This window comes from Hallerella porci, from assembly GCF_003148885.1.
GTDB classification, from domain to species: Bacteria; Fibrobacterota; Fibrobacteria; order Fibrobacterales; family Fibrobacteraceae; genus Hallerella; species Hallerella porci.
Genome location: NZ_QGHD01000004.1, coordinates 59,713 through 75,604, shown reverse-complemented (window position 1 = coordinate 75,604; position 15,892 = coordinate 59,713). Strand labels below are relative to the sequence as shown.

15 protein-coding genes are annotated in these 15,892 nt (G+C 49.0%); 12 read left to right on the top strand and 3 right to left on the bottom strand.

What is annotated here, in order from left to right; all coding sequences use genetic code 11:
* The 11 genes from B0H50_RS03445 (at position 1) to B0H50_RS03395 (ending at position 12,016) form a co-directional block, all read left to right on the top strand.
* Positions 1-1,605: a 2Fe-2S iron-sulfur cluster-binding protein gene (locus B0H50_RS03445; protein ID WP_106197853.1), complete on the top strand. Its 1,605-nt coding sequence runs from the start codon at positions 1-3 to the stop codon at positions 1,603-1,605.
* Positions 1,602-2,963 carry a complex I subunit 1/NuoH family protein gene (locus tag B0H50_RS03440; RefSeq protein ID WP_233244489.1) on the top strand — a complete coding sequence of 454 codons (1,362 nt, stop codon included), beginning with the start codon at positions 1,602-1,604 and terminating at the stop codon, positions 2,961-2,963. Before B0H50_RS03445 ends, B0H50_RS03440 begins: the two co-directional genes overlap by 4 nt.
* Complete coding sequence (locus B0H50_RS03435; protein WP_233244488.1) at positions 2,963-3,529, top strand: NuoI/complex I 23 kDa subunit family protein; 567 nt, start codon at positions 2,963-2,965, stop codon at positions 3,527-3,529. Before B0H50_RS03440 ends, B0H50_RS03435 begins: the two co-directional genes overlap by 1 nt.
* Complete coding sequence (locus B0H50_RS03430; RefSeq protein ID WP_106197852.1) at positions 3,529-4,074, top strand: NADH-quinone oxidoreductase subunit J family protein; 546 nt, start codon at positions 3,529-3,531, stop codon at positions 4,072-4,074. The genes B0H50_RS03435 and B0H50_RS03430 overlap by 1 nt, the downstream gene beginning before the upstream one ends.
* Complete coding sequence (gene nuoK, locus B0H50_RS03425) at positions 4,074-4,382, top strand: NADH-quinone oxidoreductase subunit NuoK (protein ID WP_106197851.1); 309 nt, start codon at positions 4,074-4,076, stop codon at positions 4,380-4,382. The genes B0H50_RS03430 and nuoK overlap by 1 nt, the downstream gene beginning before the upstream one ends.
* Positions 4,383-4,388: 6 nt before the next feature.
* Positions 4,389-6,347 (top strand): NADH-quinone oxidoreductase subunit L, encoded by a 1,959-nt coding sequence (nuoL, locus tag B0H50_RS03420; RefSeq protein WP_106197850.1) that lies wholly within the window; start codon positions 4,389-4,391, stop codon positions 6,345-6,347.
* Positions 6,347-8,119: a complex I subunit 4 family protein gene (locus B0H50_RS03415; protein WP_109587250.1), complete on the top strand. Its 1,773-nt coding sequence runs from the start codon at positions 6,347-6,349 to the stop codon at positions 8,117-8,119. The genes nuoL and B0H50_RS03415 overlap by 1 nt, the downstream gene beginning before the upstream one ends.
* The gene (locus tag B0H50_RS03410) at positions 8,109-9,506 is read left to right on the top strand and encodes an NADH-quinone oxidoreductase subunit N (RefSeq protein ID WP_109587249.1); all 1,398 of its coding nucleotides are present in this window, start codon (positions 8,109-8,111) and stop codon (positions 9,504-9,506) included. The genes B0H50_RS03415 and B0H50_RS03410 overlap by 11 nt, the downstream gene beginning before the upstream one ends.
* A gap of 251 nt (positions 9,507-9,757) precedes the next feature.
* The gene (gene ispF, locus B0H50_RS03405) at positions 9,758-10,249 is read left to right on the top strand and encodes a 2-C-methyl-D-erythritol 2,4-cyclodiphosphate synthase (RefSeq protein ID WP_106197933.1); all 492 of its coding nucleotides are present in this window, start codon (positions 9,758-9,760) and stop codon (positions 10,247-10,249) included.
* A 55-nt stretch (positions 10,250-10,304) separates the two neighbouring features.
* On the top strand, positions 10,305-11,321 hold the full coding sequence (nadA, locus tag B0H50_RS03400; RefSeq protein WP_109587248.1) for a quinolinate synthase NadA: 1,017 nt from the start codon (positions 10,305-10,307) through the stop codon (positions 11,319-11,321).
* An 8-nt stretch (positions 11,322-11,329) separates the two neighbouring features.
* A complete protein-coding gene (locus B0H50_RS03395; RefSeq protein WP_106197846.1) occupies positions 11,330-12,016 on the top strand; it encodes a hypothetical protein in 687 nt (228 codons plus the stop codon).
* Positions 12,017-12,074: 58 nt separating this feature from the next.
* Here the strand turns inward: B0H50_RS03395 and panB are convergent, their stop codons facing one another.
* The 3 genes from panB to B0H50_RS03380 are packed head-to-tail and all read right to left on the bottom strand — an operon-like array spanning position 12,075 to position 13,896.
* Entirely contained in the window at positions 12,075-12,821 is a 747-nt protein-coding gene (gene panB / locus B0H50_RS03390; RefSeq protein WP_106197845.1) for a 3-methyl-2-oxobutanoate hydroxymethyltransferase, read from the bottom strand.
* Positions 12,796-13,542, bottom strand: coding sequence for a DNA repair protein RecO (recO, locus tag B0H50_RS03385; RefSeq protein ID WP_146193666.1), 747 nt, complete (start codon positions 13,540-13,542; stop codon positions 12,796-12,798). The genes panB and recO overlap by 26 nt, the downstream gene beginning before the upstream one ends.
* A 3-nt stretch (positions 13,543-13,545) precedes the next feature.
* Positions 13,546-13,896, bottom strand: a complete 351-nt coding sequence (locus tag B0H50_RS03380) for a histidine triad nucleotide-binding protein (protein WP_106197843.1) — start codon at positions 13,894-13,896, stop codon at positions 13,546-13,548.
* Positions 13,897-14,044: 148 nt separating this feature from the next.
* Here B0H50_RS03380 and B0H50_RS03375 point away from each other — a divergent pair, with 148 nt between their 5' ends.
* A complete protein-coding gene (locus tag B0H50_RS03375; RefSeq protein WP_106197932.1) occupies positions 14,045-15,877 on the top strand; it encodes an SLC13 family permease in 1,833 nt (610 codons plus the stop codon).
* Positions 15,878-15,892: the final 15 nt, after the last annotated feature.

Below are 15,892 nucleotides of genomic sequence, written 5' to 3'. Positions count from 1 at the left end.
ATGAGCAATCATTATAACATGCCTCATCTTCCCACAGCCAACAGTCCTCGTGTTGTAATCGAGGTCGATGGCAAAAATGTGGAAGTGCCGGGCGATACAAACTTGCTCGAAGCCTTGAAGGCCGTGGGCATTGAAACTCCGCACGTTTGCTACCATCCGTATCTTCCGGTTTCTGGTAATTGTCGCCAGTGCTTGGTCGAAACCGAAGGTCCGCGCGGAAAAATGTTGATTATTTCTTGCTTCACGCCGGTGAAAGCAGGGATGAAAATCTTTACGCCGCATTCTAGCGAACGCGTTAAGAATGCCCGCGCTGCAGTCTCGGAATTTATGATGCTCAATCACCCGTTAGATTGTCCGATTTGCGACAAAGCGGGAGAATGCACCTTGCAAGAAAATTATGTGGAAGCAGGCAATGCGAAGGGCAACCTCTTCCCAGAAATCGGCAAGAACTATCACGGAAATCCCGACCATCAATTCTACGATACGAAGGGACAGCTCCGCGGCGGTAAACGCGTCGATATCGGTCCGAGAATTTCTCTCGATGAAGAACGCTGCGTACAGTGCGATCGCTGCGTCCGCTTTATGCGCGATGTTTGCCACGATGAACAGTTGCAACTCGCTCTCCGCGCAGACAAAACTTATATCACCACATTCCCGGGTCGCAAACTCGATCACGAATACGATCTCTGCGTTGCCGATGTTTGCCCGACGGGTGCGATGACTGCGAAGTATTTCCGCTTCCAGCAACGCTCGTGGATGTTAAAGCGTACCGCAAGCATTTCGATGGACGATTCTCTCGGCGCAAACATTTGGATCGATCATAACGAAGGATTCATTTGGCGCGTTATGCCGCGTTGCAATCCCGAAGTGAACCGCACTTGGATTTCGAATACGAGCCGTCTCGCTTTCCAAGAATTTGGAAAAGATCGTCTTCCGGCTGGTGACTTGAACACTCTCAAGAGTGCGCTCAGCGGCAGCGGAAAAATCGCATTTGTTCTTGGCGGATCGGCGACGAACGAAGACGCCGTGGCTTTGAAAACTTTGGTGAATAAACTCGGCGATAAAGCAGAAGTTTTCGTCGGAACATTTGCTCCGGTCGGAACTCCGGATGGACTTTCAAAGAGCGGTGATCCGGTGGCAAATCGCGCGGGCTTTGCTCTCTTCGGTTTTACACAAACCGCAGACGATTTGGTAAAACGCGCTTCGGAATTTTCGACTCTCGTAACGCTTTCTGCAGATTTGTGGGGAAGCGACGCTTCGAAGGCGCAGGCTTTGGAAAAGATTTCGCACCGCATTGCGGTTTCGGCAAAGAATGATGCGACTGCAAAGAAAGCAGTTGCCGTCTTCGGTGTGAATCACTGGTCCGAAGTGAGCGGCACCATGGTGAATGTCAATTCTATTCTGCAAAAGTTGAATGCGGCGCCGACATCGCCGAGCGCAGAACTTGTTCCGCTTTATTCGGTTCTCTTTGCCCTCGCCGGTGAAGAGGTGACCAGTGCAGCGGTCGCTTACAAGAAAGCGGGCGAATTCGCTTCTGTTCTCGCAAAATTCTCTTTTGACGCCATCCATAGCACGGGCGAATTGCTCGATGGAGTTGCTGTATGATGGAAATTATCGATTCCAAAACTTGGATTGAATGGCTCCTAATCTTAGCGAAACTCTGTCTCGCGTTTGTGCCGGTGCTTTTCATTTTGCTTCTCATCCCGATGGAACGTCGCGGAGCGGGATTTATTCAAGACCGTCAAGGTCCGAACCGCTCTTATGTGAAAATTCCGTATTTCGGAAAAATTCGTTTATTCGGTTGGGTGCAGAACGCGTGTGATGGCACGAAGCTCTTCTTTAAGGAACTCTATGAACCGGCGAAGGTGAATAAAATTCTCTTCTCGCTCGCTCCGGCGATTCCTTTTGGATTAACTCTTTTAACGCCTTGCGTGCTCCCGTATTTTGCTTCGCTGAATTTTACTTTCGGCGATACCGTGGTGCATATTCCGGCGGCGAATATCGATACCGATGTCGGCATTTTGTTAATGTTCGGCCTTTCTTCGCTTTCTGTTTTCGGAACAGTGCTTTCGGGTTGGGCTTCGAAGTCGAAATTCCCGTTCCTCGGTGCGCTCCGCGCGACGGCGACTAGCATTAGCTACGAAGTTTGCCTTGGCCTTTCGATGATGGGAATGGTTCTCCTCGCAGGAACATTCAGCGTCGAAGGTATTGTCGGTTGGCAGGAACAGCACGCTTGGGGCATTTTCGTGCAGCCGGTGGCATTCTTCTGCTTCCTTTTGGCGGCAATCGCAGAAACGGGACGTCCTCCGTTTGACGTTTCGGAAGGCGATCCGGAACTTGTTGCGGGTTATCATACAGAATATGGCGCAATGCAATTCGGTATGTTCTATATGGGTGAATACGGTCATGTGGGAATTAACAGTATTCTCATGGCGACTCTCTTCCTCGGCGGTTACTCGATTCCGTTTATGACGACTGCAGATGTGCAGGCGAATTTCGGAACCGTTCTCGCAGTTCTCTTCGGCATTTTCGCTTTCCTCGCTCTCGCATTCCTTCACATGGTTTATCGCTGGCTTCGCGCTTACAATAAAGGTCAAGCGTCGAATAAGGCAGAAATCAATCGCGAATATTTGCTTTACAAAATCATCGCTTGGATTGCTGTGCCAGTGTTCATCGCATTGGCAGTGGCTTCGGGTCTTTTCATTCATCCCGAAGCGACGATGGTGAACGGACTTCCGGTTTATGGAATCGGAACGGCGTTAGGAACTGCAGCGGTTCAATTCCTCGTTTTGATGGTGAAAACCATCTTCTTCTGCTGGGTTTGGATTTGGGTGCGCTGGACTCTTCCGCGCTTCCGTTATGACCAAATTATGCATCTCGGCTGGAAGATTCTTTTGAATATCGCACTTCTGAACTTGGTGGTGACAGCTGTGATTGCTAAGTTCGTTATGGGAGGCAACTAATGGTTCGCGTTGTCAAACACAAGCCGATGAACTGGATCGAACGCCTTTATATTTTCGAAGCGTTCCGCGGTCTTTACACGACGATTAAACATTTCTTCCGCGGATTTTTCCGCTACGAAACGTTGCCGACGACTGGTTATCCCGAAGTGAAACCGTATATTCCGCGGGATTACCGTGCAAAGCACCGCATGATGGTGCGCCCGGACGGAACTCCGCGTTGTGTGGCGTGCTTTATGTGCGCTTCGGCGTGCCCGGCTCATTGCATTTACATTGAAGCGGCTCAATCTCCGGATGGACGCATTGAAAAGCGCGCAGCGCGTTTTGACATCGACCATTCTGTGTGTATTTTCTGCGGGCTTTGCGTTGAAGCTTGTCCGCAAGATGCGCTTCGGATGGATACTTGCGAAACCAGTTTTGTGCACCGCAAACGCGAAGATTTTATCGTCTCGCTTTACGATTTGACGAATTGGGATCCGAAGGATTATCCGGATGATCCGCAAAGTCAAGTGGCTCCTGGTGGAACGAAAAACAAGCAGGCTCTCGCTGCCTGGGGAGAAGTTAAATAATGCTCGCTCTCATTTATTTCATCATTCTTTCGGTCGTTGCCGTAGGATGCTCTATTTGCATCTTGCTCAATCGGCATCCGTTGTATGCGTCGATTGCAATGGTTACGACGATGCTTTCTCTCGCTGGCATTTATGGACTTCTCGGAAGTCCGTTCGTCGGCGTCGTGCAGATTATGGTTTACGCTGGCGCAATTATGATGCTTTTAATGTTCATCATCTTTGTGCTGAACGGTTCCCGCGATAATCACACAAAACGCTTCGATAAAACATCGTTATTCGTTTTGCTTTCGGTGATTGCGATGGCGGTCATTTCGGCGATTGCTCTTTGCCGTTCTGCGATTTCATTTGATTCGAATGCGGTTCGCGGATCGGTCGATGTCACTTCGAAGACTCTCTTTGATATGAGCGCTTCGGGGAACGGCTACTATCTGCTGTTCCTTGCAATCGGACTTGTGCTGCTTTCGGCGATGGCGACGGCGGTGATTCTCGCTCGCAAGCGCATCGCTTCGGATCCGGAAACTAAAACGTCTGAGGAGGTTCACTAATGCAGGCGATTTACGTTCAAATTCTTGCGCTAGTTCTTCTGTCGCTCGGAATTGCTACGGCTCTTTGCCGTCGCAATGTGTTCTTCGTCTTGATGGGCGTAGAACTTGCATTAAATGCAGTGAACTTGAGCATTGTCGGATTCTCGAAAACTCTCGCAGGCGCAGAAAGCGTTGCGGGTCAAATCATTCCGCTCTTTACGATTGCTGTCGCCGCCGCAGAAGCTTGCGTAGGCCTCGCCATCGTGATTTTGCTGTTCCGCAATCAGGACAGCGCGGATATCGACAATTATTCCAATATGAGGGGGTAACAGAAAATGATTCCTCTTTGGCTTATCCCTCTTTTCCCGCTGATCGGCGTCATCGTTCTCGCCTTGATTTCTGTCGCATCTTCGGATAGCGAAAAAGGTCCGGACGAAGGTCTTGTCGGCTATATCGGCGTTCTTTTCCCGCTTCTCGCATTCCTCGCGACTGGTTATCTCGCTTGGAATATGCCGCAAGAAGGCCTCCACGAAACCCTCGGAAACTGGATTCATACGCCAGCACTTTCGGTGGATTTTGGATTCCTCTTTGACGGTCTTTCTCGGACGATGCTTCTCTTCATCACGGGAATTGCGACTCTCATCATTCTGTATTCGACAGGTTATATGCACAAAGACCGCGGATTTGCCCGCTTCTTTGCGTACATGAACTTGTTCCTTTTCAGCATGATTGTGCTCGTTCTTTCGGATTCTTTGCTGCTTACATTCCTCGGATGGGAAGGCGTTGGACTTTGCTCTTACTTGCTCATCGGATTTTGGAATAAAGATTTGCATAATTGCAAAGCGGCAAACAAAGCGTTTATGGTGAACCGCGTCGGCGACGTTGGATTCTTGCTCGGCATGGTCATTTTGGTGACTGTCGGCGGTTCGGCGATGCTCAGCTATACCGATTTAATCGCTTGGTTGACGACTGCTACAAATCAGGATTTAGTGGTGACAGCTCTTCCGCTTTTGACGGCGGCTGGACTTCTCTTCTTCTGGGCTTGCACGGCAAAGAGCGCTCAAATTCCGCTTTTAACTTGGCTCCCCGATGCGATGGCGGGTCCGACTCCGGTTTCGGCTCTTATCCATGCGGCAACGATGGTGACTGCGGGCGTTTATTTGGTCGCACGTCTTTCTCCGCTTTTCGTTATCCTTCCGGGAGTTCTTACGATTATTGCAATCGTGGGAATGGCTACCGCTTTCTGGGCTGCGGTCGCAGGACTTTTGCAGAACGACATCAAGAAAGTTCTCGCTTATTCGACGATCTCGCAACTCGGTTATATGTTTATGGCGGCAGGTGCTTCGGCATTTGACGTTTCGATTTTCCACGTTTTCACTCACGCATTCTTTAAGGCGACTCTCTTCCTCGGCGCTGGCGCTATTATGCACGCCCTTTCGGGTGAACAAGATATGCGCAAGATGGGCGGTCTTTTGAAGAAGACTCCGGTGACTGCGATTACGATGCTCTTCGCTTACCTCGCAATTATCGGCTTCCCAGGCTTCTCGGGATTCTTCTCGAAAGATTTGATTCTCGAACGTCTCTTCGGAACTTCGCCGACATTTGGTCCGATTTTCTATGGCGTTGGTCTTGTGACTGCGGTGATTACGGCGATTTATATGACCCGCTTAATGGTTCTCGTATTCCTCGGAAAATACCGCGGAAACCTCCCCGAATCGCACATTCACGAAGCTCCGCTTTCGATGACTTTCCCGATGGTTGTGCTCGCAATCGGTTCGGCTTTCTCGGGTTACGTTTGGAACGTCTTCGTTTCGGGTGCAAATTGGTTTGAACAGTGGATTGCTCCGGCGGTGAGCTGGGCGCAAAATCTCGCGGCGTTCATTCGCCCGGAACACGGTGAAGATCCTTCCGTTCTCGTCTTTGCAATTCTCGGAACTCTCGCTGCAGTCGTCGGCGCAGTCGTCGGCTACGAAATCTTTACCCGCAAGCGTATTCCCGAAGTCAAAAAGAACGAATCGGCGGCTCCTCTCGGCGGTGCTGCTACGTGGACATTCTTCTTCGACTGCGTTCACAATGTCATTATCCGAGCATTTGAAATCATCGCATGGATTGTCGATGTTATCGTAGACAAATTCATTCAGATTTTGCAATGGATGATTTGCTCGATCCTCTTTATTGTGGGGGATGGCGTTCGGAACCTTCAGGTGCGTAAAATTCGCCTGCAGGTGGGCTTAAGCATCGCGGGCATGGCGATTATCGTTATCGCGCTCTATCTCTGCGGAGGGCTCTTCTAATGTTATACTTCTTGGTATTTGCCCCGTTCCTCGCCGCACTTCTTATGGTTGCGGCATCCGGAAAAGATTCCCGTTCGGCTTCTCGCTTAGCGGTAATTCTCTCTTCCATTTTCTTCCTTTCGGGTCTTTCGCTTCTCGTTTCGGGCAATTATAATACGACTCCGTTTTACTGGTTCAGCATTCCGGGAACTGATGTCTCGGTAACCCTTGCGTTCTCGGTGAACGGATTCTCCGCATGGATGGTGTTCCTGACAAACATCATTACGCTTGCGGCTTTGATTAGCGCACGCAAAACGGCGGGAAATAATTACCGCAATTATGCGATTGGACTTTTCACTTTGCTCGGCGCATTGAACGGAACTTTCCTTTCGATTGATGCGGTTCTTTTCTTCTTCTTCTTCGAAGCGCTCGTGCTCCCGGCGGCAATTCTCATCGGTTTTTATGGCGGTGCAGAACGTCGTGCGGCTGCGTTAAATTTTGCGCTTTACACTCTCATCGGTTCGGCTCCGATGGCGGTTGCCCTTTGGTATTTGATTACCCTTGCTGGAACATCGCATATCATTCCGCTCGCTCAAGCGGCGCAGAACTTGCCCGAATCGACGCAGACGATTCTCTTTTGGTGCTTTGCTATCGCATTCTGGGTAAAGACTCCGCTTTTCCCATTGCACGGTTGGCAGGCACAGACCTACGCAGAAGCTCCGGCTGGATTGAGCGCAATTCTCACCGGTTCGATGTCGAAGGCTGGTGTTTACGGATTCTATTTCTGGGTTCTCGCCATTTTCCCGGCGGTTTCCTTTAAGAATGCGACTTTGATGGTGAGCCTCGGCTTAGTCACGGCACTTTACGGTGCGTTTATGGCGATGCGCGCGAAGGATATGAAAAAGCTTCTCGCGTTTAGCTCGATGAGCCATTTGGGCTTAGCCATCGCGGGAGTTTTCACCCTTTCGGTGGATGTGTTCCCAGCGCTTCTCGTTTTGCTCGTCGGTCACGGCCTTTCGGCTTCGGCGCTCTTCATCCTTTCGGGTTCTGCAGAACGCTTTACAGGCCATCGCATGTTGGATAAGATGGGCGGCCTTGCTTCTCGCAATCCGGCGTTTGCGTTCTTCTTTGGAATTGCAAGCGTTCTCGCTATTGCGATTCCGGGGTCGGCTGGCTTTGTCGGCGAATTCCTCGTCCTTCTCGGACTTTGGGGAGTTTGCAAATTTGCCGCCATTCTCGCGGGACTTTGCGTCATCCTTACCGGCGTTTATATGTTAAAGCTCATCCAGAAAGTTCTCTTCGGTGTTCCGGGTGAAGTTTCGGAAGATTTGCAAAAACTCCGTTTCCCGATTTCCGATGCCGTGGCTACGGCGCCGCTTCTCCTTCTTTTAATCGTCTTCGGTGTGCATCCGCAGCCGATTACGAGCACGATGGATTATACGAGTGACCTCGCTGAAGAAAGAGCGGAAAATATTGACGCTGCAGTTGCTGCCGCCGAAAATTCGGACTCGATTGAACAGCAGAAAATTGTTGAATTAGCACAAGCAAGCGCCGAAGCGCAAGCTTCGATGGAAAATTTCAATGCCGAAGATTCGCTGCAGATGAAAGAATTCTTTGCAAAAGCTGCGCTTTCTCTCCACCCAGAATGGATGGCAGATTCGGCGACGGCAAACGAAAAAGCCAAAGCTTATGCGGATTCGGCTTGGACAGCGCTTCAGACGATTAAAAGTCAATTTTCTGCAGAATCTGCAGAAGTGAATACAGAAAAAGTGGAGGCTCAAAATGACCGCTAGTTTTATGAATCTCCTGCCGATTGTAATCGTTGCTCTCGGAGCGATGATTTGCATTGCAACGGAACCTTTCATTGCGGACAAAAATAAGCAGAAAGTGATTCCGTGGATTGCGAGCACATTCTTATTCTTGTCAGCGATTTCACTGCACTTTGTGAGATTGGATGCGGGTTCTATTTTTGGCCTCTTGGAATTGGATGTGATTCGCCTCGTCCTTCTCGGAGCGGTTTTGCTTTGCGCTTTCCTCGGAATTGGCGGTTTGCAAGTGACTCTTGCCCGCGAAAAATTCCCCGCAGGAGAACCGTATGGCCTGACTCTTCTCGCGACTGTTGGCGTCATGATTATGGTGCAGTCGGTGGATTTCCTTCCGCTCTTTATCGGCATGGAACTCGCGGCTTATCCGGTTTACGGCTTGGTCGGCTTGCGCCGCAAAGATCGCAATGCGAATGAAGCGACTTTCAAATATTTTGTGACGGGTGCTGTGTTCAGCGTTCTTTTCCTTTACGGGATGGCGCTTGTTTACGGGGCAACGGGAACGACGCACTTTGACGGTAAAGTTCTCGCAGGTCGCGAAAGTTTGTATTCTCTCGGCGTTTTGATTTCGGCGTTTGCGCTTCTCTTTAAGGCGGGCGCAGCTCCGGTTCATTTCTGGGTGGCTGACGTTTACACCGGCGCATCGGTTGCGGTGACGGGCTTTATGGCTGCAGTCATTAAGGTCGGCGCTTTGGCTGCTCTCGGTGCACTTTGGATGCGTTCGGGCTTTGAAAAACTCGCTCCGGTGATTATTACAGTGGCGATTCTTTCGATGGTCATCGGCGCATTCTCGGGAATTGTGCAAAAGTCCATTCGTCGAATTTTTGCTTTCTCGGCGGTGATGAATGCGGGCTTTATCGTTCTCGGTCTTTTGATGAAAGATTTGAGCACGATGTATTACTTCCTCATCACTTATGCGATTGCTTCGTCGGGCGCTCTCGCTGCGATTTCGGCTTTTAGCGGAAAGGGCGATGCGAAAGAAAACTTGGACGATATCCGCGGTCGCGGCCGTCGTCATCCGTTAGAAGGAATTGCGGCGGTGATTTGCCTTGCAAGCCTTGCGGGACTTCCGCCGCTTTCGGGATTCCTCGCGAAGTTCGCACTTTTTACCGGCGTGGTGAAGACGGGTTATATCGCTCTTGCGGCGTTTGGCTTTGTGCTTTCGATTATCGCGATGTATTATTATTTGCGCGTGGCGATTGCGATTTTTGCGCCGGCAGGAGAATGCAAGTGCTGCGGTTGCAATGCGCTTAGCGATTCGACGAAGTTCTTGCTTCGCTTCGGGATTGTGATAGCAGCGCTTTCGCTTATTTCGTTAGCGGTGCTTCCGATGCTTATCCCGGTGACATCGATGTAATTGAAGTTGAAATTTCAGCCGCTCGAAGAGCGGCTGAAAATTTTTTGAAAAACACCGCGCTCGCGGTGTTTTTCTTTTGCGGTGCGTTAGCTGCTTTCGCCCGGATGGGTTCGGATTTGGCGAGGCGAAGCGTCGCCAAAGCTGAACGGAAATTTTCGTCGCGAGTAGCGACGAAAATTATACCGCAAAGGAGCGCCGGCGCATTGCGCCGGAACGCCCGAGAAAAAATCGGGAATAGTTATATTTGGAGCATGGAAAAAGTATTTCGTTCTGGTATCGGTTTTGACGTTCACAAATTGGTCGAAGGCCGCAAATGCATTATCGGCGGCGTTGATATTCCGTATGAAAAAGGTTTGCTCGGGCACAGCGATGCCGATGTTCTTTTGCACGCGATTAGCGATGCGCTTTTGGGCGCAGCGGGGCTCGGCGATATCGGCACGTATTTTCCGGATACGGATCCGGCGTTTTTGAATGCGGACAGTTTGGTTTTGCTTTCGCGCGTCCGCGAAGAAGTGGTGAAGGCGGGCTGCAAAATTGAGAGCGTCGATAGCGTTGTGATTTGCGAACGGCCGAAGGTGAATCCGCATCGGGAACAGATGAAGGCGAATATCGCGCGCGTGCTCCAAGTTCCGGTGGAACGCATCGGCGTGAAGGCGAGTACGAGTGAAAAGCTCGGGTTCACGGGACGCGGCGAAGGAATTGCGTCGCAGGCTGTGGCGACGGTGAGCAAAATTTACGAGTAATTGCTGCGGCTTTGGGGTGGTGCGGTAGAGTGAGATTTTTTAAATTGGGAAAACTATGACAGCGCAAGAACTTTTCGACAGACTCAAATCCGTTCAACCGGGCACTGTTCTCTGCAATTATACGATGGAGTATTGCAAGAAATTGATTCCGGTGATTAACGAAATCAATGAACTGAAAAAAGAACGTAATGCGGTGATTCTCGCTCACAGTTATGTGGCGCCAGAAATTATCCTCGGCGTTGCCGATTACGATGGCGACAGTTTTAAGCTGAGTCAAGATGCGACGAAAGTCCAAGCGGATACGATTGTTTTTGCTGCGGTTCGTTTTATGGGCGAAACGGCGAAAATTTTAAATCCGAATAAAGATGTTTTGATTCCGGGACCGCTTTCGGGCTGTAGCCTTGCGGATAGTATTACCGGAAACGATGTGCGCGAATTGCGCAAGAAATATCCGAATCATACTTTTGCATGCTACATTAACACGACTGCCGATGTGAAGGCAGAATGCGATGTATGCGTGACGAGTTCGAATGTTTACAAAATCATTTCGAGCTTGCCGAACGATAAAATTGTCTTCGTTCCCGATCAGTTGATGGGAAAAAATTTACAAGAAGCGCTTCAGCAAAAAGGCATTCACAAAGAAATTGTGCTGTATTCGGGCTGCTGCTATGTGCACGAAAAATACGATCCTGAATTGATTCGTTTCTTCCGCGAACAGAATCCGGGTTTACGCGTGGTGAGCCATCCGGAATGTCATCCGGGAGTCGCTCTTCTCAGCGATTTCGTCGGCAGTACAGGACAAATGGTCAAGTATATCAAAGATCAGCCCGAAAAAACGCCGTTCTTGCTTTTGACCGAATGCGGTTTGAATGCGCGGATGCAATATGAATTCCCGCAGAAATCGTTCATCGGTAGCTGCAGCATGTGCAAATACATGAAGTCGAATTCGCTCGAAAATATTCTGGAAACGCTTCGCCATCCGGAGAAAGCGGCGAAGGTGGAATTAGACACCGATGTGATGAATCGCGCAAGACATTGCATTGACGAAATGTTCCGCTACGCTGCGATGTAAGAGGCATTATGCGCAAGCTTTCCTGGATTCTCGTTTTCTTCCTGGCGTCTCTTAGTTTTGCGGCGGGTCACGATCGCGTGATTTGGCATCGCAGTTATTTTGTCGCTCTCGGAATTGATGCGTCGCTTTCGGTGGGCGGTGATTTGGACGGAAAAGGATTTATTCGTTCGGACAAGGAAAGCAATCGCGGAATATTTCTGCCGGACATCGGATCGTTTCCGCTTCCGTTAGCTGAAATCGGTGTGAATTTTAATCAGCACACGATTGCGGTTTCTTTCGGAATGTGGAATATCGATGTGAGTTACGGCAAAGGCTCGGAATACGAAACGGGAAATGATGCGAACTATTGGCGTTTTGCTGCGGAATATCGCTACTATTTCTTCTGGAAAGAAGACTTTCAAGTGGGTCCGGGTTTAGGCTATTCTTTTTCGCGGTTGTCGGTGCACAGCGCAGCAATCGCCGAAGACAAATATTCGGGCGAATTCCGCGAAGCGGCTGTTTTTGCGGCGAACGGATTTGCACTTTCGGCGAATATGCGTTACAAAATTCGCCCGTTCGGTATGGACATCGCCTTGCGTTATCGGCCGATGTTTATTCGCAGCGTGAGTACGGATTCCGAAGGATATAACAGCCTTTCGGAAACGCTTTGGCATCATAACATCGAAATCGGTGGAAAAGTCTTCTACGAATTTTAATTTGTGAAATTAAAATGAAAGGCGGCGCTTTGCGCCGCCTTTTGCGTTTAAGTTTTGCTTAGAAATTTTCTTCGTGAACGAATTTGACGTAATCTTCGATGCCTTTTTTCGCTACATCAAAAACGCTGCAAAATTTCGTGGCAAAGGGAGGAATTTTTCCGCCGTTAATGCCGATGGCATCTTGCAAAACGGTAACGTGTCCGTCGGTATGAGAACCGCCGCCGATTCCGATGGTGATGAGTTTCACCGCTTTGGTGATGCGTTCACCGAGGGATTCGGGAATGTGTTCGAGGACCATGGCGTAAGCGCCGCATTGATCCATTTCAATCGCTTCTTTTAAAATGCGTTCGGCTTCTTCTTCGGTTTTGCCGACTTGCTTTAAGCTTGTTGCGGTTTGCGGTAAAAGGCCTAAATGTGCACAAACGTCGATATTATTTTTGCGGAGAATTTCAACGACTTCGGGTTTGTAGCCTTCGATTTTTACCGAAGAAGCGCCGACATCGATAAATTTTTTGGCGTTTTCGAGGGCGAGTTCCGGCGTTTCGTAACTGCGATAAGGCATATCGCCGATGACATGAGTGTTCGGAGCGCCGCGGCAAACGGCAGCGGTGAAGATGAGCATTTCGTTCATGCCCACGGATTGTGTGCTTTTATAGCCGAGCATTGTGTTTGCAAGACTATCGCCGACGAGAATTTGATCGGCGTGAGCGGCTTCGGCAATTTTTGCAAAACCGTAATCGTAGGCGGTAATTTGGGCGATTTTCCGTTTACCTTTGCATTCAAGAATTTGTGTTGCAGAAAGCATAATTTCGAACCTCTTGTAACCAATGGTAAGATTTAATTTCTCGATTTTCTCCGAGATGGGATTTTAAATATTTAAAAAATTCTTCTTCGATTTGACGCGGATTTTGAAGCGGTAATCGAAAAACGAGATGAGCGATGTCCTGCAAAAATTCGGGGGAATAATGCGGACGAAAAACGCCGAGGCAATTTGCACAAATGGAACCGCCGGATTCAAAAGAAAAGTCCGCGGGAATTTGTGAAATCGGAGTACCGCAGCGGATACATTCCGAAAAATTTAATGCGTAGCCTTCGCAGTCGGCGATGTGCCAAAGCCAGCGGGCGAGAACATCTTGAAAATTTTCACTGCGGTCTAAAATTTGAAAAGCTTTTTCCGTATAACGGAAATCGAGTTCTTGCGAAAGGCCCGCGGGCAAATACCGCAAAAGAATTTCGGCGATAACTTCTGCCATCGCGGTCTTCTCTAAATTTTTCCGCAGATTTGGAAACCAATCGATAAGACTCGCTTCGCGGATAAAATGCAAATCGCTTTTTCCCGAGTCATTGAAGACGATTTCGCTTTCGGACAAAGGATCGAGAGAAGCTTTGAACGGACTGTTTTTGCTTTTGGCGCTTTTTACCAAAAAAGAAAGCACTCCAAAGTCAAAGCAAAAACCTTTGACGATAAGCGAAGAATCGCTGTAGGGCATCCGATGAAGGATGATGACCCGGGTTTGTTTGAGCAATGCTTAACGCACTCCGAAGCTATCGCTTAAGCGCGCACCGCCGAGAATGTGGCAGTGAATGTGATGCACAGTTTGTCCGGCGTCATCTTTGCAGTTAAAGACAAAACGCACACCGCTTTCGCCTAAGCCTTGTTCTTTTGCAATTTTCTGACCGCGGAAAAGGAGCTTTCCCATGAGAGTGGCGTCGGCTTCTTGCAATTCGAGCAGACTTGAAATATGCTTCTTCGGAATGAGCAAAATGTGAACAGGCGCTTGCGGATTCAAATCTTTGAACGCGCAAAATTCAGCGTCTTCGTAAACTTTGGTGGAAGGAATTTCACCGGCAGCAATTTTGCAAAAAATACAATCAGACATAAGCATCCTTTATTTGTTTCGACTAAATTATAAAGTTTTTGATTTTTTGTTTTTAAAGATTTTCTGTTTTTTGCGTCGGCGCTTTGCGCAAGATGAGCCCTTGATTTTTTCTGCTTTTGGAAAGATGAATTTCTAATTTTACGGCATGTTGATAACAACACTCGTCATTTTAGTTATTTCGATGATTCTTTTTGTGCACGGGAAAATCCGTTCGGATATTGTTGCGCTCGGATCGCTTGTGCTGTTACTGATTTTCGGAGTGATTTCTGTCGACGAAGCGCTTGCGGGATTTTCAAATCCCATCGTTCTCATGATGCTTGGACTTTTCATTGTCGGCGGGGCTGTTTTTCGGACGGGACTCGCTCGCGTCGCCGGGCAAAAAATTGTAAAAATCGTCGGCAACAATGAAAATTTTCTCTTTGTCGCGGTGATGCTCGTGACGGGATTTATCGGCGCATTTGTCGGGATTACGGGAACGGCTGCGTTAATGCTTCCGATTGTGATGAGCGTTTCGGCGGGAACAAAATCGGGCCCGAAGCGTTTTCTCATGCCGATGGCGTTTGCGTGCAGCCTCGGCGGGATGATGACTTTAATCGGGACGCCGCCGAACATGGTGATTAGCGATACCCTTGTGCGTGCGGGATTTCCTGAATTAAAATTGTTTTCGTTTACGCCGATCGGTGCGTTTGTGCTTCTTCTCATGATTGCTGCGATGATTCCTTTGTCGCACTTTCTCTGCAAAAAATCCGAAGAAAAAAAAGTCGACGAACTGCGCCCGAAATCGCTTCGCGAATTGGCCGATGAATACAGTCTTTCGCGCAATGTGACGCGCGTCCGCGTCCGGATGGATTCGCCGTTAATCGGACGTTCTTTTGCCGAATTAAAATTACCGAATACATATAATTTAACCGTCATCGAAATCGATAGACCGAGTCGCGGAAAATTTTTTGGTAGTTCGGGGCGAGAATTAGTCGGACCGCAAAGTGTTCCGTTTGGCGGTGATACTCTTTATGTTTTGGGCGATACGGCGAACGTGGAAAAATTTGCCGAAGAAATGCGCACCGATGTTTTGAAAGCGGGCGAAGGTCGCGGCTCTTCTTTGCATTTTCAAAATTGGGGAATCGCTGAAGTTCTCCTTATGCCCGATTCTTCGCTTATCAATCGCAATGTTTTAGAAACAAATTTCCGCGCGCAATTCGGCGTGAACATTTTGGGAATTCAGCGCAAAGGCGCTTATATTTTGAGCGATTTAAAAGACGAAAAATTAAAATCCCGCGATACTCTTTTGGTGCAAGGAACGTGGGACAATATCCGCAAACTTTCGATGTCGAATACAGAATGGATTGTCCTCGGCGAACCTTTGGAATCCGCGGAATCGGTGCCGCTCGATCACAAAATGCCTTTTGCCGCAGTGATTCTTCTCTTGATGGTAATTCTCATGGTGACAAGCGTAGTGCCTCCGGTAGCCGCGGTATTTATCGCAGCGCTTCTCATGATTTTGACGGGATGCTTCCGCAATGTGGAAGACGCGTATAATTCCATCAACTGGGAAAGTACAGTCCTTATCGCCGCGATGCTTCCGATGTCTACGGCTCTCGAAAAGACAGGCGTTTCGGGAATGATTGCGAACGGACTTGTGGAAAATTTGGGCTCTCTTGGACCGTTTGCGCTTCTCGCGGGCATTTATTATACGACTTCGATTGTCACGATTTTCATCAGCAATACAGCGACAGCGGTGCTTCTCGCACCGATTGCGATGAGTGCAGCGACCGGCCTCGGGGTGAGTCCGTATCCGTTTTTGTTTGCGGTGACTGTCTCTGCTAGTTGCTGTTTCATTTCACCGTTTTCAACGCCGCCCAATGCGCTCGTGATGAACGCAGGCCGTTACGCTTTCAACGATTATTTGAAAATCGGCGGTCCATTACAGTTTGCAATGGGTGCGGTGATGACTTTTGTTCTACCTTTGTTTTTCCCATTTTAAGTGGGAAAGATTTTT

Coding starts and splice junctions, on each gene's coding strand:
- B0H50_RS03395 (WP_106197846.1), top strand. CDS start 11,330: ATGCGCAAGCTTTCCTGGATTCTCGTTTTCTTCCTGGCGTCTCTTAGT.
- nuoL (WP_106197850.1), top strand. CDS start 4,389: ATGATTCCTCTTTGGCTTATCCCTCTTTTCCCGCTGATCGGCGTCATC.
- nuoK (WP_106197851.1), top strand. CDS start 4,074: ATGCAGGCGATTTACGTTCAAATTCTTGCGCTAGTTCTTCTGTCGCTC.
- ispF (WP_106197933.1), top strand. CDS start 9,758: ATGGAAAAAGTATTTCGTTCTGGTATCGGTTTTGACGTTCACAAATTG.
- B0H50_RS03430 (WP_106197852.1), top strand. CDS start 3,529: ATGCTCGCTCTCATTTATTTCATCATTCTTTCGGTCGTTGCCGTAGGA.
- B0H50_RS03415 (WP_109587250.1), top strand. CDS start 6,347: ATGTTATACTTCTTGGTATTTGCCCCGTTCCTCGCCGCACTTCTTATG.
- B0H50_RS03445 (WP_106197853.1), top strand. CDS start 1: ATGAGCAATCATTATAACATGCCTCATCTTCCCACAGCCAACAGTCCT.
- nadA (WP_109587248.1), top strand. CDS start 10,305: ATGACAGCGCAAGAACTTTTCGACAGACTCAAATCCGTTCAACCGGGC.
- B0H50_RS03380 (WP_106197843.1), bottom strand. CDS start 13,896: ATGTCTGATTGTATTTTTTGCAAAATTGCTGCCGGTGAAATTCCTTCC.
- panB (WP_106197845.1), bottom strand. CDS start 12,821: ATGCTTTCTGCAACACAAATTCTTGAATGCAAAGGTAAACGGAAAATC.
- B0H50_RS03435 (WP_233244488.1), top strand. CDS start 2,963: ATGGTTCGCGTTGTCAAACACAAGCCGATGAACTGGATCGAACGCCTT.
- B0H50_RS03440 (WP_233244489.1), top strand. CDS start 1,602: ATGATGGAAATTATCGATTCCAAAACTTGGATTGAATGGCTCCTAATC.
- B0H50_RS03410 (WP_109587249.1), top strand. CDS start 8,109: ATGACCGCTAGTTTTATGAATCTCCTGCCGATTGTAATCGTTGCTCTC.